At 58.2% G+C, this 19,481-nt stretch carries 15 protein-coding genes; 11 read left to right on the top strand and 4 right to left on the bottom strand.

All coding sequences use genetic code 11. The features are described from left to right. Positions 1 to 147: 147 nt before the first annotated feature. Positions 148 to 3,972 (top strand): IPT/TIG domain-containing protein, encoded by a 3,825-nt coding sequence (locus tag CDO73_RS27510; protein ID WP_088490835.1) that lies wholly within the window; start codon positions 148 to 150, stop codon positions 3,970 to 3,972. A 121-nt stretch (positions 3,973 to 4,093) separates the two neighbouring features. Here the strand turns inward: CDO73_RS27510 and CDO73_RS22850 are convergent, their stop codons facing one another. Beyond that, complete coding sequence (locus CDO73_RS22850) at positions 4,094 to 6,175, bottom strand: GTP-binding protein (RefSeq protein ID WP_373447024.1); 2,082 nt, start codon at positions 6,173 to 6,175, stop codon at positions 4,094 to 4,096. A gap of 209 nt (positions 6,176 to 6,384) precedes the next feature. Continuing rightward, positions 6,385 to 6,813, bottom strand: a complete 429-nt coding sequence (locus CDO73_RS22845) for a hypothetical protein (protein ID WP_088490833.1) — start codon at positions 6,811 to 6,813, stop codon at positions 6,385 to 6,387. Positions 6,814 to 6,994: 181 nt separating this feature from the next. Between CDO73_RS22845 and CDO73_RS22840 the strand changes: the two genes are divergently transcribed. Then, positions 6,995 to 8,674 (top strand): glycoside hydrolase family 13 protein, encoded by a 1,680-nt coding sequence (locus CDO73_RS22840; RefSeq protein ID WP_088490832.1) that lies wholly within the window; start codon positions 6,995 to 6,997, stop codon positions 8,672 to 8,674. A gap of 53 nt (positions 8,675 to 8,727) precedes the next feature. Continuing rightward, positions 8,728 to 9,657 carry a Yip1 family protein gene (locus tag CDO73_RS22835; protein WP_088490831.1) on the top strand — a complete coding sequence of 310 codons (930 nt, stop codon included), beginning with the start codon at positions 8,728 to 8,730 and terminating at the stop codon, positions 9,655 to 9,657. Positions 9,658 to 9,765: 108 nt separating this feature from the next. Here the strand turns inward: CDO73_RS22835 and CDO73_RS22830 are convergent, their stop codons facing one another. After that, on the bottom strand, positions 9,766 to 11,793 hold the full coding sequence (locus CDO73_RS22830; RefSeq protein WP_088490830.1) for a beta-galactosidase: 2,028 nt from the start codon (positions 11,791 to 11,793) through the stop codon (positions 9,766 to 9,768). A gap of 123 nt (positions 11,794 to 11,916) precedes the next feature. On the opposite strand from CDO73_RS22830, the gene CDO73_RS22825 reads away from it, so the two are divergent. From CDO73_RS22825 to CDO73_RS22795, 6 genes are all read left to right on the top strand, one after another. After that, on the top strand, positions 11,917 to 12,744 hold the full coding sequence (locus tag CDO73_RS22825; protein WP_088490829.1) for an AraC family transcriptional regulator: 828 nt from the start codon (positions 11,917 to 11,919) through the stop codon (positions 12,742 to 12,744). A gap of 165 nt (positions 12,745 to 12,909) precedes the next feature. Next, positions 12,910 to 13,563 (top strand): SGNH/GDSL hydrolase family protein, encoded by a 654-nt coding sequence (locus CDO73_RS22820; RefSeq protein WP_088490828.1) that lies wholly within the window; start codon positions 12,910 to 12,912, stop codon positions 13,561 to 13,563. Between the two features lie 56 nt (positions 13,564 to 13,619). Continuing rightward, positions 13,620 to 14,516 carry an SMP-30/gluconolactonase/LRE family protein gene (locus CDO73_RS22815; RefSeq protein ID WP_088490827.1) on the top strand — a complete coding sequence of 299 codons (897 nt, stop codon included), beginning with the start codon at positions 13,620 to 13,622 and terminating at the stop codon, positions 14,514 to 14,516. Positions 14,517 to 14,779: 263 nt separating this feature from the next. Then, on the top strand, positions 14,780 to 15,379 hold the full coding sequence (gene rsmD / locus CDO73_RS22805; protein ID WP_088490825.1) for a 16S rRNA (guanine(966)-N(2))-methyltransferase RsmD: 600 nt from the start codon (positions 14,780 to 14,782) through the stop codon (positions 15,377 to 15,379). Next, positions 15,376 to 15,885: a pantetheine-phosphate adenylyltransferase gene (gene coaD, locus CDO73_RS22800; RefSeq protein WP_088490824.1), complete on the top strand. Its 510-nt coding sequence runs from the start codon at positions 15,376 to 15,378 to the stop codon at positions 15,883 to 15,885. Before rsmD ends, coaD begins: the two co-directional genes overlap by 4 nt. Positions 15,886 to 15,933: 48 nt before the next feature. Further along, on the top strand, positions 15,934 to 16,965 hold the full coding sequence (locus tag CDO73_RS22795) for a YlbL family protein (protein ID WP_306437544.1): 1,032 nt from the start codon (positions 15,934 to 15,936) through the stop codon (positions 16,963 to 16,965). On the opposite strand, the gene CDO73_RS22790 is transcribed toward CDO73_RS22795, so the two are convergent. Next, the gene (locus CDO73_RS22790; RefSeq protein ID WP_088490823.1) at positions 16,962 to 18,206 is read right to left on the bottom strand and encodes a tRNA(Met) cytidine acetate ligase; all 1,245 of its coding nucleotides are present in this window, start codon (positions 18,204 to 18,206) and stop codon (positions 16,962 to 16,964) included. The genes CDO73_RS22795 and CDO73_RS22790 overlap by 4 nt on opposite strands. Before the next feature lie 306 nt (positions 18,207 to 18,512). Between CDO73_RS22790 and CDO73_RS22785 the strand changes: the two genes are divergently transcribed. Both CDO73_RS22785 and rpmF read left to right on the top strand, forming a co-directional pair. Continuing rightward, positions 18,513 to 19,022 carry a YceD family protein gene (locus tag CDO73_RS22785; RefSeq protein ID WP_179218802.1) on the top strand — a complete coding sequence of 170 codons (510 nt, stop codon included), beginning with the start codon at positions 18,513 to 18,515 and terminating at the stop codon, positions 19,020 to 19,022. 110 nt (positions 19,023 to 19,132) lie between these two features. Beyond that, positions 19,133 to 19,306, top strand: a complete 174-nt coding sequence (gene rpmF / locus CDO73_RS22780) for a 50S ribosomal protein L32 (RefSeq protein WP_018975076.1) — start codon at positions 19,133 to 19,135, stop codon at positions 19,304 to 19,306. Positions 19,307 to 19,481 lie beyond the last annotated feature (175 nt).

The raw sequence follows: 19,481 nt of genomic DNA, 5'->3' as shown, positions 1-19,481 counted from the left end.
AATATGGAAACAAGAAAATCGGTGTCCGAATCTTTCGGCACCGATTTTTTTATTTGCGGATAAAAGGGAAGAAGCAAGATATCAGGAGATCGCAAAACATTTTTTGGATTTTTAAACTAAACAAAGAGTTTTTTAGTATAATTCAAGATGGGATTACATATTTATCTAAAACGGAGGTGTGACATGTTTTTACCGAGAAGGGTTAAAAGAAAGATTATTTCTTCTATTGCTGCATCGTCGCTGGTACTGACTCCTTTTTCGTCTGTTTTTGCCGCAACTGGTTTTACCGATATCGACAGCTCTTATGCGAAAAGCGCAATCGAAGAGTTGGCGAGCAAAGGTATACTTAACGGACAAAGCGACGGCAAGTTTAATCCTACGTCCCAAATTTCACGTCAAGATTTTGCAGTCGTGTTAGCAAGGGCTTTGAAGTTGGATACTTCGTCTCCGACACAGATGCCTTCTTTTACTGATGTTCCCAGATCAAGTTACGCTTATGGAGCTATTGAAGCATTAAGCAAAGCTGGACTTATTTCGGGTGTGGGAGATCGTAAATTTGGTATGGGTCAATCACTTACACGGGAACAAATGGCAGTACTCTTTGTTCGCGCTTTGGGTGCGAATCCAGCCGGAAAAGGAAATTCTTTGAGTTTCTCCGACGTCGCTTCTATTTCTTCATGGGCTAAAGATTCCGTGGGCTATGCAGTGAGCGAAGGTTACATGCAAGGCGTTGCAAAAGATAAATTTGATCCCAAAGGCATAGCTGACCGGCAACAGGTAGCAGTAATTACTTTGAACTTTATCAAAAACGATTCCTCTGTTCCGACAAATCCTACCGACCCGTCCGGTCCGTCAGTTCCTTCTGCTCCTCTTGCGATTCTTCCTGCCGGAACGTTAAGCGTTCCGGCAGGCGATACCCTCCAATTATCGGTAACGGGTTCAACCGGCCCGGTGGTCTGGTCGGTCGAAGGTAACGGAACTATCGATCAAACCGGGAAGTTTAGAGGATCTTCAGAGGGGACGGCTACGATTACTGCTGTTGTAGACGGTAAAACATTAACCCGATCGGTTAAGGTCACGACGGTGGGCGTTGCGGTCACAGGCATTACGCTAAATCAGACGGCTTTGACTTTATATGCAGGCGGAGGGGCGGCTCAATTAATGGCTACCTTGTCACCGGATAACGCCGCGAACAAAAATGTAACATGGAGCAGCAGCAATCCTTCTGTTGCTTCGGTCAGCGCAAACGGACTGGTCACTCCGCTTACTGTCGGAACCGCTACGATTCAGGCGACATCAAGCAATCCGTCCGTCTCGGCGGCTGCTAGCGTAACGGTTGTTCCGAGTTTTGTTCCGCCGCCGATAACCCAAACTCCGCCTCCTGTTTCTTCAAGTACTTTGACAAGCATCCAGACTCCTACGCCGATTACCGGTCTTGTGAACGGTACGGCTAAGACTGCCGTGGCTCTCGGACTGCCGAGCACAGTGTCGATTACGACCGATTCAGGAACAAAAAATGCGGCTGTGACTTGGAACGTAGCGGATTCGAATTACAACCCGTCCCAGACGACTTCTCAAACATTTACAGTAAACGGAACCGTAACTCTTCCGTCGGGAGTAGCCAATCCAAATAACGTGCCGTTAACTACGCAAATAAGCGTCTCGGTCAATTCACAATCGGCGAATGTGACAGTGACCGACGTGACTCCTTCTTCCGGACCGGCTGCAGGCGGTACCACGATCACTATAACGGGTACCGGGTTCACGCCGGGAGCGACAGTCACGGTCGGCGGAAACGCCGCAACGTCAATCACGGTAGACTCTCCTACGCAAATTACAGCAACGACGCCGGCGGGAACGGCAGGAGCGGTAGGCGTAAGCGTAACGACGACAGGCGGAACGGCAACGGCTAACGGTGCCTTTACGTATATCGCGGCACCGACGATCGCCAGCGTCAGTCCGACATCCGGACCGGCTGCAGGCGGTACGACGATCACGATCACGGGCACCGGATTCACTTCCGAATCGACGGTAATAGTCGGTGGATCAATCGGCGGGGTGAATGCCACGAACGTAAACGTGGTATCTCCGACGCAAATAACTGCGGTTACTCCGCCGGGAACCGCAGGGGCCAAAAGTGTAAGCGTGACGACGGCAGGCGGAACGGCAACGGCTAACGGTGCCTTCACGTATATCGCGGCACCGACGATCGCCAGCGTCAGTCCGACATCCGGACCGGCTGCAGGCGGTACGACGATCACGATTACCGGCACCGGATTCACTGCCGGGTCGACGGTCACGGTCGGCGGAAACGCCGCAACGGCAATCACGGTAGACTCTCCTACGCAAATCACGGCAACGACGCCGGCCGGGACGGCAGGAGCGGTAGGCGTAAGCGTAACGACGGCAGGCGGAACGGCAACGGCTAACGGTGCCTTCACGTATATCGCGGCACCGACGATCGCCAGCGTCAGCCCGACATCCGGACCGGCTGCAGGCGGTACGACGATCACGATTACCGGAACCGGATTCACTGCCGGGTCGACGGTTACGGTCGGCGGAAACGCCGCAACGTCAATCACGGTGGACTCTCCTACGCAAATCACGGCAACGACGCCGGCCGGAACGGCAGGAGCGGTAGGGGTAAGCGTGACGACGACAGGCGGAGCGGCAACGGCTAACGGTGCCTTCACGTATATCGCGGCACCGACGATCGCCAGCATCAGTCCGACATCCGGGCCGGCTGCAGGCGGCACGACGATCACGATTACCGGCACCGGATTCACTGCCGGGTCGACAGTCACGGTCGGCGGAAACGCCGCAACGGCAATCACGGTGGATTCCTCGACGCAAATCACGGCAACGACGCCGGCCGGGACGGCAGGAGCGGTAGACGTAAGCGTGACGACGGCAGGCGGAACGGCAACGGCTAACGGCGCCTTCACGTATATCGCGGCACCGACGATCGCTAGCGTCAGTCCGACATCCGGACCGGCTGCAGGCGGTACGACGATCACGATTACCGGCACCGGATTCACTGCCGGGTCGACGGTCACGGTCGGCGGAAACGCTGCAACGGCAATCACGGTAGACTCTCCTACGCAAATTACAGCAACGACGCCGGCCGGAACGGCAGGAGCAGTAGGCGTAAGCGTAACGACGGCAGGCGGAACGGCAACGGCTAACGGTGCCTTCACGTATATCGCGGCACCGACGATCGCTAGCGTCAGTCCGACATCCGGGCCGGATACGGGCGGTACGACGATCACGATTACCGGCACCGGATTCACTGCCGGGTCGACGATTACGATCGGCGGAAACGCCGCAACGGCAATCACGGTGGACTCCTCGACGCAAATCACGGCAACGACGCCGGCCGGGACGGCAGGAGCGGTAGGGGTAAGCGTGACGACGGCAGGGGGAACGGCAACGGCTAACGGTGCCTTCACGTATACCGCGGCACCGATGATCGCCAGCGTCAGTCCGACATCCGGGCCGGCTGCAGGCGGCACGACGATCACGATTACCGGCACCGGATTCACTGCCGGGTCGACAGTCACGGTCGGCGGAAACGCCGCAACGTCAATCACGGTGGATTCCTCGACGCAAATCACGGCAACGACGCCGGCCGGGACGGCAGGAGCGGTAGACGTAAGCGTGACGACGGCAGGCGGAACGGCAACGGCTAATGGCGCCTTTACGTATATCGCGGCACCGACGATCACCGGCATCACTCCAAATTCCGGATCGACAGCGGGCGGTACAATAATCACGATCACCGGTACCGGATTTGTGACGGGAGCGACGGTTACGGTTGGCGGAAACGCCGCAACGTCAATCACTGTGGATTCCTCTACACAAATTACAGCGACAACACCAGCTGGAGCAGCTGGAAATGCGGATGTCTCTGTAACTACGCCGGGCGGAACGGGTTCGTCTTTCGCAGGTTTTACTTACATTGATGGCCCCTGATAAAAAAGCATGATTCTATATAAAAAGCTGATTCCTGTAAGATACAGGAATCAGCTTTTTATATTTTATATTAGATTTTCTTTTCTGATAACTTAGGCATGACAACATCGAATCACTATTTTCACAAAGCGCTCCGCGCGCTCAAAATATATTTCGCTTCGTCCAGCGGATTGATCCCGCTTCGAGCGCGGACGGCTTCCGTGCCTTCCGGGGCGTCTCGGTAGCCTTCGAACGAAGCGGTCATGACGCCTTTGCCTCCGCTGAACGAACGCAGCGTCGCGAAGTAATCCATCGAAGTGGCGGCGGGTACGGTGCCTTCGACGACGAAGCGTGCGCCTTCCGCAGCGGGCGCGGCGAATTCGGCCCGCATGCGGGACAGATCGCTCATCACGCGGCCCGCGTATTCTTCCGGTACGGAGATGCGGAAACGAAGCACCGGCTCCAGCAGCTTGGTTCCGCCGGAGGCCAAGCCGTTCATGATGCCCATCGGCGTCGCGATCACGAAATCGAGCGGATGCGTATGCCAGACGTGATGCTGGCCGTACGTCAACGTGACGATCAGATCCGTCACCTCCCAGCCGTGCAAGCCCTGCTTGAGCGCTTCCGGCACGCGGCGTTCCACTTCGTTCTGATAAGCCGGAAGGATATCGTCCGCCCGCGCTTCGGAGCGGTAGACCAGACCGCTGCCGCGCGCTCCCGGCTCGATGCGGAAATGCAGGATCGCCCAGCAGGGCTTGGGCGCCAGATAGGCGACTCGGCCTTCGCAGACCGCGGCCGGCGTTTCTTTGTAGATGACGGCCGGCGGTCCGAAGCCGACACGGAGACCGAAACGCGAGTACATGATGCTGGCCAGCACTTCGAGCTGGATCGTGCCCATCATGCGCACATGCAGCTCCCGCAGTTCCGGCAGCCAAGCGAGACCGAGCAGCGGGTCCTCGTCCGTCAATTCCCGCAGCGCTTCGGCGGTGCGGGTATAATCGGCTTCGCTCTCCGGCAGCACGCGCGCCGTCAACAGCGGCACCGCCATCTCGGGCGTTGTCGGCACGAGCGCCGGATCGCCGATCTTGTCGCCGATGGCGGCGTCCGTCAATCCGTAGACGGCGGCGATGTCCCCCGGCTTGATCTCGCCGGCGTCCACGAGCTTCAGCCCGTCGAGCACGCGAATCTGCGTGATTTTCTGTTCGGTCTCGCGGCCTTCGAGCTTGACCGCGTCCCGATTGCGAAGCGTGCCTCCGTAGAGGCGCACCCAAGCGGCACGCCCCATCGAACGGTCGCGTTCGATCTTGAACACGATGCCGGACAGCGCAGGCCGAGGCGGCGGAGCCGGAAGAAAAGCCAGCATCGCGTCGAGCAGCTCGCCGATGCCGATCCCTTTCGCCGAGCAGCCGCAGCAAACCGGGAAGATGCGCCCCGACGCGGCGTACTCGGCAAGAAGAGAAACGGTCTCGTTCAGTTCCGGAACGTCGCCTTCGATATAACGCAGCAGCAGTTCTTCGTCGAACTCGGCGAATTTTTCGGCTGCGGCCGACCGGAAAGCGTCCTCTTCGTCAGTGGAAAGACCGGAGTCATCGGAAGGCGGCCCGGTTCGAGCCAGCGCGGAATGGGCCAGCCCGGGTTCGGCGAATGCGTTTTCGGCGAATCCGGCGTTTGCCGCGTTTTCTCGGCTTCGCCACAGCTCGCGCACGCCCGCGAACCCGCCTTCCTCGTCCGGCAGCGGACGCTGCACGGCCAGCGCGTTCGGCGACAGCAGGCGGGCGATGTCTGCCAAGGTACGCTCGAACGAAGCGCCGACCCGGTCCAGTTTGTTGACGTAAATCAGCGTGGGAATATTCATCAGGCGCAAAGCTTCCCACAGCACTTCGGTTTGAGCCTGCACGCCTTCGGCGGCGGAGACGATCAGCACCGCGCCGTCCATGACGCCGAGCGAGCGTTCGACCTCCGCCAGAAAATCCGCGTGGCCCGGCGTATCGACCAGATTGATCCGGGTTCCTTGCCAGAGCAGCGAAGCCGAAGCCGCTTTCACGGAAATGCCTCGTTCCCGTTCCACGTCGAGCGAATCGGTAGAGGTCGTGCCGTTGTCCACGCTGCCGGCGGCGCGAATGCTGCCGCTTCGGTAAAGCATATATTCGGTAGTCGTCGTCTTTCCGGCATCGATATGGGCGAAGATGCCGATATTGCGAACGGTTAAAGGCGAATGCAAGATGTCTCGACCTCGATTCTGCACGGATTGCCGAAACGACGTCCTTCAAGCGGATCGTCGGGACTCGGCATGTTATTGTACCATGCGGGCGGAAGTTGTTCGAAGCCTCCGCGATCACAAAAAAACGCTCGCCGACAAGGAAATTCCCGCGGCGGGCGTTTTTCGTCATTGTCTCCGAAACCGATTATCCGTTTTCTCGAGACGATCTCGAATTATTTTTGCTTTTTGATCGTATACGTGAATTCCCAGACGGCGGTATGGCCGGAATAGCGTCCGCGATTTTCCGTAACCGTGACTTGCAGTTTGACCGTTTTGCCCGAAGCCGATACGGACGACGCTTTGATCGTTCGGCTCGTTTCCGCGACATCGGGAATTTTGTCTTGCTCTTCGGCGTAGGCGTACAACTTGATGTTGTCCGCCGAGACGTTGACGCTCACGCCTTCTTCGATGTTCTTTCCGTTGACCTGCGCCTCCGTGTACCATTCGTTGCCGACATGGCTGTTCGAGATCAATCTCGCGCTTTGGAACGTGACCGAATACGTACCTGCGGCGGATGCCGCGTGCGGCGCGAAAAGACCTCCCAGCGCAAGCGCGAACACGACCAGCAGGATTCCCGATGCTTTCGTAACCATCCTGTTCATTGCTCAAACTCCTTCTTTTATAGGAAATGGGAAACAAACCTATTTTATAGAAAAATGAAATTTGCGTGTAGAGGCTTTTTAAGAAAACAAGCTTCCTTTTTGTGGGTAAATGGGTTAAGACGGTGCTTGCTTCCGCCATGCGGAGCAAAAGAAAAGCGACAGCGAGGAGGCAGATATCAAAATGGAACGCGCATCTTGGAAAGAAGCGGTGGTGTACCAGATCTATCCGCGAAGCTTCATGGACAGCAACGGGGACGGCATAGGCGATCTGCGGGGCATCATCATGAAGCTCGATTATCTCAAAGAATTGGGCGTGGACGTGATCTGGCTGTCGCCGGTGTACAAATCGCCTAACGACGACAACGGCTACGATATCAGCGATTATCAAGACATCATGGACGAATTCGGCACGATGGCGGATTGGGACGAACTGCTCGCCGGTCTGCACGAACGCGGCATCAAATTGATGATGGACTTGGTCGTCAACCACACGTCGGACGAGCATCCGTGGTTCGTCGAGTCCGTTAAGCATCCGGAAGGCGAATACGGGGATTATTACGTCTGGCGCGACGCGGCTCCGGACGGCGGCCTGCCGAACAACTGGGAATCGTTTTTCAGCGGTCCGGTCTGGGAATACAACGAGGAGCGCGGGCAATATTATCTGCATCTGTTCTCCAAGAAGCAGCCGGATCTCAATTGGGAGAATCCCAAGGTACGCCGCGCCGTCTACGACATGATGAAGTTCTGGCTGGACAAAGGCGTGGACGGATTCCGCATGGACGTCATCAACCTGATCTCCAAAGTGGAAGGGCTGCCTTCGAACGGAGAAGCTCCCATCGCGGACGGCAGCATGTATTACGTCGACGGACCGCGCATCCACGAGTTTTTGCGGGAGATGAACGAAGAAGTGCTGTCGAAATACGACGTGATGACCGTCGGCGAGATGCCGGGCGTCACGGTCGAAGAAGCGAAGAAGTATACGGCCGAAGAACGGCGCGAGCTTCAGATGATCTTCCAATTCGAGCATATGCGTCTGGACGGCGGTCCCGGCGGCAAATGGGATATCGTGCCGTGGAAGCTGCCGCAGTTCAAAGCGGTCATGCATAAATGGCAGATCGGACTGGCGGAAAAAGGCTGGAACAGCCTCTATCTGAACAACCACGATCAGCCTCGGATGGTCTCGCGTTTCGGCAACGACGGCGAATACCGCGTTCCGTCGGCCAAGCTGCTCGGCACGCTGCTGCATACGCTCAAAGGCACGCCGTACGTCTATCAAGGCGAAGAGCTCGGCATGACGAATGTGAAGTTCGCGATGATCGACGATTACAAAGACATCGAGAGCTTGAACATGTACAACGAGCGGGTCACGCACGGCGGCGCCGATCCGGGCACGGTCATGGCGGCGATCCAGACGCGAGGACGCGACAACGCGCGGACGCCGATGCAGTGGAACGACGGCGATTACGCGGGCTTCACGACAGGGACGCCGTGGATCGAGGTCAATTCGAATTACGTGACGATCAACGCGGAGCAGCAGACACGCGATCCCGATTCGGTGTTCGGTTATTACCGGAAGCTGATCGCCCTGCGCAAAGAACATCTCATCTTGACCTACGGCGATTACGAGCTGCTGCTGCCGGATCACGAGACGATCTACGCGTATACCCGTACGCTCGGCGAAGAGACTTGGCTGATCGTGCTGAACTTCAGCACGGAGCCGACGGTTTTCGACTGGCCGCCGAAGCTGGCGAACGGCGAGAAATCGCTGATCATCGGCAACTACGGCGAAGACGGAATGGACGACGCGCAGTGGAGACCTTACGAAGCCAGGGTCTATTCGATCAAGCAAGCAATCGGTTAAAATAGCAATAGGCAGAAGATGCCAAATCAGAAAAAGAAACGGTGGGGCTGGCTATGGACGGAAGGTACGGAGGAAGCGGCGGAGACGACGATCGCGCGCGCCGCGCGGCAAGAAGAGAAGACGACGGGCCGGAAGGAGGAGGACGTCCGCGTATCGAATTGGATAAGCGTCCGGGCGGCGAACCTTATCGCGACGCTTACCGGGACGATCGCGATCGGCAGGGCCCGTATCGGCAGGACCCTTACCGAAGAGATCCTTACAGGGAAGATCGCTATCGCGACGATCGTTACCGTCATGCCGGAAACGGCCGGATCTCGCGCGCGGATTACGTGCCCAGCGGCTTGTCGCCGTGGCGGCATATCTGGCTGCATCCGAGATTGGTAGCCCGGGATTTTCTGTATTCGGCCGACCCGCTGCGGAACGCGCTGCTGCTCGCTCTGATCGCGGGATGTTTTACCGCGCTGAACACGGCGTCTACCCGAAACTGGGGAGACGATATGTCTACCGGCGGGCTGATCGCGAGCGTCGTCATCGTCGGCTTGATCGGCGGACTGTTGACCTATTATCTGGGCGCTTGGCTGCTTAAGGTGGTCGGCGGATGGTTGGGCGGAGTCGCTTCGACCTCCGAGATGCGGATTATCAGCGGCCGGATTCAAGGCATGCTGTCGATCATGGTCGGTTTGTTCTGGATTCCGGAACTGCTCATCGCGGGCAAAGAGAATTTCACGCTGCTCACGCCCGTCTTGGACGCAAACTTGACTCGAAGCCTGCTGTATTTCGGCGTGAGCATGCTCGAATTAGCAGGCAGCGTGTGGTCGGGGATATTGATTCTGCACGCGACGGGCGAAATTCACGGGTTCTCGGCTTGGAAAGCGCTGCTCATGTACGTGATCGTCACCATTATCGGAATGCTGATCGCCTTCATTCTGATATTCTTGGTGATCATGATCGTCGGGACCGTCATCACCGGATTCAGCTTGTAAAAGATCCAACCGGAAAAAGACTTTCAACAAGAAAGGCGCTCTATGCAAAAACGTCCGCGTATCGGCAGCCGATCGCGGACGTTGCTTACTCTTTTTTCTTTTTTCGGCTTATTCGGCAGGGCTCAAGATCTGTACGTCGCGCCCGGCGATGGTCGTCGAACCGCTCAGCGAATCGCCGGTCAGCAGGTTCGCGTAGCGGCCGCCGAGCTCGTAAGACGCTTCGTCGGCATTGTGGTTCATGACGAACAGGAATTCTTGGCCGTCTTTGACCCGTTTGGTCACCTCGACGCCCTGCGGCGTATCGAGCAGCGGCTTGATGCCTTTGTCCGCGCAGAGGTGTTCCAGCAGTCCGTCCAAGAACGGCTGCTCCGGATCGGAAGCGACATAGTAGGCTTGACCTTTGCCGAAACGGTTGCGGGTGAGTACCGGCATGTCTTTGTAGAAATCTTCTCCGTAACGGGCCAGCGTCTCGGCGCCTTCCGTATGCAGCAGATCGCACAGCATGCCGCACTCGTATTCGCCGTTCAAGCTGCCCAGCTCGCCTGCGAGCACGATTTTGTTGCGCATATCCGGGAACAGCGCGTCGATTTCTTCGACCCAGATGCCCAGCAGTTCGCGGAGTTCGCCCGGGTAGCCGCCCGTCGTGACGAGGTCCGATTCGTTGACGATGCCGCTGAAGAACGTGGTCAGGAAAGTGCCGCCCGACTGAACGAAAGCTTCCAGCTTGCCGCTCAGTCCCGGCTTGACCATATACAAGACCGGCGCGATGACGATATCGTAGCCGCCGAAATCGGAATCGACGCTGATCAGATCGACCGGCACGTTGCGTTCGTAGAACGATTTGTAATACTTGTGGATCTGATCGACGTAGTTCAGCGCGACGGTCGGTCCGCTGGATTTCTCGACGGCCCACCAGTTTTCCCAATCGAACAGGATGCCCACTCTGGCCGGAAGGCGCGAGTCGAGCAGGCGATCGCCGAGATCGCCGAGTTCGCGTCCGAGTTCCGACACTTCGCGGAAGACGCGGGTGTTCTCGTGGCCGACGTGTTCGATGACCGCTCCGTGGTATTTCTCGCACGCGCCGACCGAACGGCGAAGCTGGAAGAACATGACCGTGTCCGCGCCGTGCGCGACTGCTTGGTAGCTCCATAAACGCATGACGCCCGGACGTTTGAGCGAGTTGTACGGCTGCCAGTTCTGTTGGCTCGGCGTCTGCTCCATCAGCATGAACGGATCGCCGTTTTTGAGCCCGCGCATCAGATCGTGGGCCATGGCGGTGTAGCTCACCGGCGTCTGAAGGCCCGGGTAGTTGTCCCACGAAACGATGTCCATCTCTTTGGCCCACTTGAAGTAGTCGAGCTGCTTGAAGAAGCCCATCAGGTTGGTGGTGACGACGGAATTCGGGATATGCTTTTTGATCGCGGCTTGTTCCAGCTTGTAGCAGTCCAACATGCTGTCGGAATTGAAGCGGGAGTAGTCCAGCGAGATTCCTTGGAACGTGGAATTGTTATTTCCCCAATGCTCGCTCAAATTGTTCGGCACGACGATCTCGTCCCAATCGTAGAACGTATGCCCCCAGAAATTCGTGTTCCATGCCCGGTTCAGGCGGTCGATCGTGCCGTAGCGTTCTCTCAGCCAGACCCGGAAAGCCTTTTCGCAGTTCTCGCAGTAGCAGTCGCCGCCGTATTCGTTGGAGACGTGCCAGACGAGCACCGCCGGATGGTCTTTGTAACGTTCGGCGAGCTTGTCTGCAATCGCTTCCGAATATTTGCGGTAAGTCGGGCTGTTCGGGCACGAGTTGTGGCGTCCGCCGAATTTGCGCTTGCGGCCGTCCGCGTCCGTGCGCAGAACGTCGGGATACCGTTTGGCCATCCATGCCGGATGCGCGGCCGTGCTGGTTGCCAGGCAAACGTAGGTGCCGTTCGCATGCAGGCCGTCGATCAGTTCGTCGAGCCATTCGAAATTGTAGGTCGTCTCGTTGGGTTGGTTCAAAGCCCAAGCGAATACGTTAACCGTGGCGATGTCGATCCCTGCCAATTTGAACATCCGAAGGTCTTCGCGATGGGTGGCTTCGTCCCATTGTTCCGGGTTGTAGTCGCCCCCGTAAAAAATTTTGGGGAGTTTGGTGCTGATCATTTAGGTCACCTCGACATATAAGAATAATTCTATGTTAATCCAAGTCGAAATATTATAAAATATAATAAAAAGGGAGAAGCGTATAAGAAAAAAGAAATATTCGGTTCCGAAGGGGATACAGCGATGAACAGCGCGCACAGAAGATATTTTACGGAACTCAAAGACCAGCCTCTGCCGCTCTACATGGAGAGCATCGGGTACAATCCCGATCAGGAATCGTTCGTGCGTCCGGACGGATATAACTGTTACCATTGGCTGCAAACGGTCGGCGGAAGAGGCGAATTCACGATGGGCGGCGTTCGATATTTGCTCGAGAAAGACTCGGGCATCCTGCTGCTTCCGGGCGAAGCGCACGAATACCGGCCGCTGGAAGGACGCTGGGAAACGTATTACATGACGTTCGGCGGAGCGCAGGCCGGAGCGATCCTCGGGACGCTGGGCCTGCCGGTATCGTCGTATTACGGATGGGACAGAGAAGCGGAATTGGGCACTTTCGTGCCTTCGCTGCTAGGCGGGATCGGCGGCGAACGCGACGTGTCCGGGCTCAGCATCTCCGTCGAAGTGTATCGGTTCTTGACGCTGCTCAAGAAGGACGGGCGGGTCAACCGGCTGCCTTCGCTTTCGAATTCGGTCAGAAGACTGACGCCGGTGCTGGAATTTCTGGACCGCTACTATGCCGATGCGGATATCGGACTCGAAGACATGGCCCGTCGCGCGGATATCACGCCGCGGCATCTGAATACGCTGTTCAAGCAGGCGTTCGGCATGACCGCCTACGCTTACTTGATTCTTTTGCGGCTTCGCAAGGCCAAAGAGATGATGACGCTGCATCCCCGCATGACGGTCAAAGAAGTCTCGGGACTGGTCGGGTTCCGGGACGCCAGCCATTTCGTGGCGACGTTCCGCAAACAGGAAGGCGTGACTCCGGAGCAGTTTCGCGCTTTGCATTAAGAGGTATAGGCATTAAGAGGTGCAGGAAGGAATCGCGGCGACGAACCGCGAATTGCTGTTCAAGCGCGTTTTGATCCTCCGAACGTCGGCGGGGCGCCGTTTCGGCCGGTTTCCGGTAGGGTCGCGTGCGGAATGAAAGGTACAAGCCGAGGAGATGGACGCAGAATGAAATTAGGAAAAAACGAAAAGCTGCTGCTGATCGGAGATTCGGTGACCGACGCGGGAAGAGCTTTTCCGATCGGTTACGGAAACGGTCTCGGGAACGGTTACGCGGCGCAGGTCAACGCTTTGCTGCAGACCGGATATCCCGAACTGAACGCGCTGGTGCTGAATACGGGCATCAGCGGCAATACGGTGCGCGACCTTAAGAAACGTTGGCAGACCGACGTGCTGGATCTGAAGCCCGACTGGCTCTCGATCATGATCGGCATCAACGATGTCTGGCGGCAGTTCGATACGCCGGGCGAGATGCAGCCGTTCATCGCGCTGGACGAATACGAAGCCGCGCTGCGCGAACTGCTGGATGCCGCGCAGCCGGGATTGAAAGGCCTGATTCTGATGACCCCGTATTATATGAGCGGTCAAGAAGATTCGATGCGTTCGACGATGGACCGCTACGGCGCCGTGATCAAGCGTCTGGCCGGCGACTACGGCGCGGAACTCGTCGATACGCAGGCGGCGTTCGACCGGATGGGGCATCACGTCATTCAAGCGTCGCTGTCCAACGGTTGGGACCATGTGCATCCCAATGCCGTCGGAAGCATGCTGTTGGCGCGAGGCGTGCTGAACGCGTTGGATTTCGAGTGGGAACGCAGTTAAGCGGCGCCAAGGCGAATCTGTAAACGACCATTTCACGATGCGGAGGGAACAAGCTTATGAACGAACACGAATGGAAAGGCGTCAAACCGGAACCGGTATCCCCTTACCGGGCGGTGCTCGGAGAAGGCCCTTGCTGGCTCGAAGACCGTCAGCAGTTGATGTGGATCGATATCGAAAGCAAACAGCTTCGGTTCTACGATCCGGAGAGCGGCAGCGAAGACGTTCACGAACTGCCTTCGAGAATCGGGACGGCAGCCGGATATTCGGAAGAACAAGTGGTCGTCGCGCTCGAAGACGGCTTCGCTTTCTATGACTTGAAGACCCGCGAACATCAAGCGATCCATGATCCGGAACGCCGCGAAGACAACCGGTTCAACGACGGCAAATGCGACGCGGCCGGACGTTTCTGGGCCGGTACGATGAGCTTGGTCGGCAAAGACAAGCAGGGCGCTTTCTACCGCATGGACAACGATCTGAGCGTCCGGCACGTGTTCGGCGAAGTGTCGACCTCCAACGGTCTGGGTTGGAGTCCGGACGGAACCGTGATGTATTACATCGATACGGGTACCAAGCAGGTGCGGGCTTTCGAATTCGACGTCGAAAAAGGCGAACTCGGCGCGGACCGGATCGTGGTTTCGTTCGAAGAAGAGGAAGGTTGGCCCGACGGCATGACAGTGGACGCGGACGGCGATCTGTGGATCGCTCATTACGGCGGAGGCCGCGTCAGCAAATGGGATCCCGTCGCCGGATTGAAACTCGGCGAGATTCTGCTGCCGGCCGACAACGTGACGAGCTGCGCGTTCGGCGGCGCCGACCTCGGCGATTTGTATATCACGACCGCGCAGGACGGCTTGTCCGACGAGCAAAAAGCGCAGCAGCCGCTTGCCGGCGCGCTGTTCGTTTGCCGGCCGGGACCGAAAGGTCAGCCGATGCATTCTTTCAAACGGTCGTAAGCGAAGGCAGGGAACGCGAAGCCCGGATCGATGCGGGCGGCGCGAAGCTGCTTAGCTCGGCGCGGCGGCCGCACGGCAAGGGCAAGCAAGGTCAGACCGGTTTCGACGGCAGGCTCCTTATCGGGAGCCTGCCGTTTTTCTTTATGCCCGGACATCGTCTTTTCCCGGGCAAAAGAAGCGCTGCGCATGGTCGCCGCCGCCCGCGTATGGTACGATAGTCGATGAAAATACAGCAGTTCGACAGAACGGGAGGACAATCTAGCGTGAGAGTAGTAGCGGGGGAAGCCAAAGGAAGACCCCTTAAAGCGGTGCCGGGCAGCGGAACGCGTCCGACGACCGATAAAGTCAAAGAAGCGATATTCAGCATGATCGGTCCGTTCTTCGAGGGAGGAACGACGCTGGACCTGTTCGCCGGAACCGGAGGATTGGCGATCGAAGCGCTCAGCCGCGGCATGGAGCATGCGATCTTGGTCGACGCCGATGCGAAAAGCATCGAAGTCGTGCGCGCCAACCTCAAAGCGACGGGATTCGAACGGAGAGCCGAAGTTTACCGCAACGATGCGCAGCGAGCGCTCAAAGCGTTGAGCAAACGGGATACGAAACTCGACCTGATCTTTCTCGATCCGCCTTACCGCATGAAGAACGGCGACGAACTGATGCGGCAGATGGAAGAAACGGGACTGCTCGAGTCCGGCGCGGTGGTGGTGCTGGAATACGAATCTTCGTACGAATATCCCGAGACGGTCGGTTCTTTCTCGCTCAGACGCAAAGCGGTTTACGGCGAGACGGCCGTCTCGATCTACCATTGGGAACCGGAGAACCGCGAAGCGTCGCGGCCGGAAGAGGAGGAATCGGAGTCGTGAGCGAACAAGAAAGCAGAATCGAACGGATCGCCGTATACCCGGGAAGTTTCGATCCCGTGACGCTGGGGCATATGGACATCATCCATCGCGCCGCCAAACAGTACGACCGCTTGATCGTTGCCGTGTTGAACAATTTGAGCAAAAAGCCGCTGTTCAGCGTCGAAGAACGGGCCGAACTGCTTCGTCAGGCGACGAGCGATCTGCCCAACGTCGAAGTGGACGTGTTCCGCGATCTGCTCGTCAACTATGTGGAGCAGAAAAAAGCGCAGGTCGTCGTGCGCGGCGTGCGTTCGGTCACGGATTTCGAGTACGAGCTGCAAATCGCGACGACCAACCGCAAGCTGAACGAAAACGTGGAAACGATCTTCATGATGACCAATCCGCTGTATTCGTACTTGAGTTCGAGCGTGGTCAAAGAAATCGCGCAGTTCGACGGAGACGTAAGCGAGCTGGTGACGCCCGAAGTCCAAGCGGCGCTCAAAGCCAAACTGCACGGCGGCGAATAAGCGGCGCGTTCTCGCGGGAACTCAGCAAGCGGGAGGAGATGAACGACCATGATGACGCTGCGCTCCAAACTGCCGCGGATCCGGACTTTGGCTTATTTGGCGTGTCTGGCCCTGCTGGTCTACGTCATGGTGTATATGCCTACGCCTTACACGATCGAACGGCCGGGCAGCGCGGACGAGATTCGTCCGATGGTGCAGGTCGCCGGCGGCGACGAGCAGGAACGGGGGACGTTCATGATGACCACGGTCTCGGTGACCTACGCCAATCTGGCGCTGCTCGGTTTGTCGTTGTTCGACGACAATGCGGATATCGGCAAACGCAATACGGACCAAGACGACGACGAGTACCGGATCACGCAGCAGTATTACATGAATTCGTCCCAATCGTCGGCGATCGCGGCGGCTTACCGGGAAGCGGGCGTCAAGTTCGACGTGAAAACGGAATACGTGTTCATCACGACGGTACCGGATCGCGACCCGCAGCAAAAAGAATTCGTGGCCGGAGACAAGATTACGGCCGTGGACGGCCGCAAAGTCGCCACGTTGGAAGGATTGCGCAAACTGCTGGAAAACTATTCGGCCGGAGATTCGGTCGAAGTGTCGTTGGATCGGGGAGGAAATGCGGTCAAGCAGCGGGTGAAGCTGGTCGATATTCCGAACGAAGACGGCACGACCCGGGCCGGGTTCGGCGTATCGACGGGCGAAGTGCTCAGCATCGAACCCGGAAGCCGAGCGGACGTCGTGCATTTTATTCAGACCCAGGTCGGCGGGCCTTCGGCGGGCTTGATGTTCACGCTGGAGATCTACAATCAGTTGACGCCGGGCGACTTGACGCGGGGGTACCGCATCGCGGGCACCGGCACGATCAAGTCCGACGGAACGGTCGGCGAGATCGGCGGCGTGCAGCATAAGATCGTCGCGGCGGAGCGCAAGAACGCGGATATCTTTTTCGTGCCGGAAGCCAATTACGCCGACGCGAAAAAGAAATTGGACGAGACGCGCGGCCGATTGGAGCTGGTGTCCGTCAAAACGCTTCAGGACGCGCTCGATTACATCGACCGGCTGCCGGTCAAAAATTAAAATTCGGCGATCGGCGGCGCGTAATAGTCGGCGTACATCTCCCGAATATCCGGCGAAGGAAACGCCGAAGCGTGAACGGCGGAAGCTTGAACGTCCAGGGCGAGCTGCGGATGAGGAAAATCCGCGGCGCGCACGACGACGGGAAGCTTCGCCGTTTTTTTCATGGTTTTGAGCAGCCGTCTTCCTTTCGGCGAGAAGCCGAGCACGCGGAGATACTGCGGTCCGCGGGCGAGGCTGTCGCGGCCGAACGTCGGGCCGCGGTGGTTCAGCAGCGCGTGCGCCAGCAGCCGCTGAAGCCGGGTGCGCGTATAGCGCTTGGTCTTGATAGCGGCGAGCAGCGCCTCCACGCCCGGTTCGGGCAGGCGCGGCAGCGCGGCCGCGATGCGGTGTTCCAAGCCCTCGGCGGCTTCGGGGACGAGGGCCAGCTCTTCCGGCGCGCGGGTAATCAGCGCGGCGAAGAGAGGCTGCGCCAGCGCCTCCCAGCCGGAAGGCAGCATGCGGCCGGCTTCGGCTTCTCGCCGCAGCACGCGCAGCGAGGAGGCGGGCAGGTACGCGGCGGCCTCGTTTAGGCCGCTTTCGCCGCGGGCGATCGCGGCGCGCACCGCGGTCGCGCTGGCGATGCTCCCGCCCGCGGGCAGGCCGGCGTCGTGGTAGCCGGCCTGTTCGCGCCGCACGGCGAGCGGCGTCATGGTGCTGGCGAGGCGGCGCAGCGCCAGCACGTAATGCAATCCGAGCGTATCGTTCGGATTGCCCAGCAGGGCGGCGGCCGCGGCGGAATCGCCGCCGCCCTGCTCGGAGGCCGCCTTCGCGTAGGCGGCCGGGAAGCTCAGGCCCGCGGCCAGGGCCTGACGCAGCGCTTCGCGCATAGCGGGCGTCTCGCCGCCTTCCATGCGCGAAGCCAGCAGGGCGAGCGGCGCGATCTCGCCGCTCTCGCTGCCGAAACAGACGCTGTCCGCGACGCCCGTGGCGTCAAGCAGCGACACCGCGCCGAATGCGAACCATTCCGCGGGCTGCATCGCGTAGAGAATCGGCAGTTCCAGCACCAGATCGACGCCCGCGGCCAGCGCCATCTCCGCGCGCGCCCGCTTGGACAGCAGCGCGGGTTCGCCGCGCTGGGTGAACGGGCCGCTCATGACGGCGATCGACGCTTCGGCGCCCGAAATTTCGAGCGATCGCCGCAGATGCAGCAGGTGTCCGTTATGGAACGGGTTGTATTCGACGACCAAACCGACGGTTTTCATGGAAATTCAGGCTCTCCTCTCTTAACAGGGAACAAAAGATATGATAGAATAAAGATTCGTCCGGCGTGACAAGGTCTGCCGCTTGGCAGTCCGGAATTCAATGCCGCAAGGAGTCGCGAGCGAATGGCGCGAAGCGATCCGCGCTTCTCCTAAGCTTACACGCGCGAAAGCTCGGGCGAAAGGGCGAAACTTCGTCTTAACCCGCGCCGTGCGCCGAAAAGGGCGTAAATGAAAAATACTTGACTGACTGTTGACAAAACGGAAGTGAAGTCGATATAATAACTTTGTTTGTTTGGAGTGATGAATATGCGTCTGCATTTGCGCAGAACGATTCAAAACGGCGAACCGGTTCGTTTGGACGGCAATGTGCCGGTCGAACGATCGATCGAAGGTCGCACGGACGTGATTTCCGCTTCTCCTTTCCAAGCCGATTTGACGGCTTATCCGTCGCTGGACGGCATGGTTGAAGTTCGCGGAACGCTGACGGGACATTTGGATATGGTTTGCTCGCGCTGTCTGGAGCCTGCTCACGTCGATCTGCATATTCCGTTCGAAGAACGGTTTAAGGAGCGCGAAGAGGGCGAGGAAGACCTCGAAGACGAAGAAGATTTCATCTTTTCGGATGAAGACGCCGTCGAATTGTCGCCGTATTTGGAAGAATACGTGACGCTGGGAATTCCGGCTGCTCCGCTCTGCAAGGAAGACTGCAAGGGCTTGTGCCAGACTTGCGGAACCAATCTCAACGAAACGGCCTGCGGCTGCGACAATACGGTAATCGACCCCCGGCTTGCCGGGCTTAAAGATTTCTTTAAGTGAGTATCGATACCGCCGCATGAATGAAGGCGGTTCGGCATGAACGCGACAGCGTTTCAGGCATGATGCACCCGGCCCTCGGGCCGGTTGACTTGAATAAGGAGGTGTTAAACATGGCAGTACCTCAACGTAGAACGTCCAAGACGCGCCGCGACAAACGTCGCACGCATTTCAAGCTGGCGGTGCCAGGCATGGTAAAGTGCGAACAATGCGGAGAGCTGAAACTGGCTCACCACGTATGCAAAGTTTGCGGAACTTACAAATCCAGAGAAGTTATTTCTCAATAATGAATGACGGAGCGCGAGCTTGAGTTCGCGGCTTCGGAATTCGCCAGCTTCACGGAAGCCTCGCCTTTTCGGCGGGGCTTTTCTTGTGCGCCGAAGTTGGCTCGAAGAGGAATCGGGTACGACGGAACGATTCGCTCCGCCGGAGCGATCTCGGGCCGTACGCTCCCGGCTTTTT

This window comes from Saccharibacillus sp. O23, assembly GCF_002205895.1.
Taxonomy (GTDB): domain Bacteria; phylum Bacillota; class Bacilli; order Paenibacillales; family Paenibacillaceae; genus Saccharibacillus.
Note: the sequence above shows the minus strand (reverse complement) of the source record. Positions and strands in the feature narration are given on the sequence as shown.

What these genes read in the sequence shown, in the direction of transcription:
- CDO73_RS22795 (WP_306437544.1), top strand. Translation starts at nt 15,934, where the DNA reads ATGATGACGCTGCGCTCCAAACTGCCGCGGATCCGGACTTTGGCTTAT.
- CDO73_RS22840 (WP_088490832.1), top strand. Translation starts at nt 6,995, where the DNA reads ATGGAACGCGCATCTTGGAAAGAAGCGGTGGTGTACCAGATCTATCCG.
- CDO73_RS22835 (WP_088490831.1), top strand. Translation starts at nt 8,728, where the DNA reads ATGGACGGAAGGTACGGAGGAAGCGGCGGAGACGACGATCGCGCGCGC.
- CDO73_RS22825 (WP_088490829.1), top strand. Translation starts at nt 11,917, where the DNA reads ATGAACAGCGCGCACAGAAGATATTTTACGGAACTCAAAGACCAGCCT.
- CDO73_RS22830 (WP_088490830.1), bottom strand. Translation starts at nt 11,793, where the DNA reads ATGATCAGCACCAAACTCCCCAAAATTTTTTACGGGGGCGACTACAAC.
- CDO73_RS27510 (WP_088490835.1), top strand. Translation starts at nt 148, where the DNA reads ATGGGATTACATATTTATCTAAAACGGAGGTGTGACATGTTTTTACCG.
- CDO73_RS22790 (WP_088490823.1), bottom strand. Translation starts at nt 18,206, where the DNA reads ATGAAAACCGTCGGTTTGGTCGTCGAATACAACCCGTTCCATAACGGA.
- CDO73_RS22815 (WP_088490827.1), top strand. Translation starts at nt 13,620, where the DNA reads ATGAACGAACACGAATGGAAAGGCGTCAAACCGGAACCGGTATCCCCT.
- CDO73_RS22820 (WP_088490828.1), top strand. Translation starts at nt 12,910, where the DNA reads ATGAAATTAGGAAAAAACGAAAAGCTGCTGCTGATCGGAGATTCGGTG.
- rpmF (WP_018975076.1), top strand. Translation starts at nt 19,133, where the DNA reads ATGGCAGTACCTCAACGTAGAACGTCCAAGACGCGCCGCGACAAACGT.
- CDO73_RS22845 (WP_088490833.1), bottom strand. Translation starts at nt 6,813, where the DNA reads ATGAACAGGATGGTTACGAAAGCATCGGGAATCCTGCTGGTCGTGTTC.
- CDO73_RS22785 (WP_179218802.1), top strand. Translation starts at nt 18,513, where the DNA reads ATGCGTCTGCATTTGCGCAGAACGATTCAAAACGGCGAACCGGTTCGT.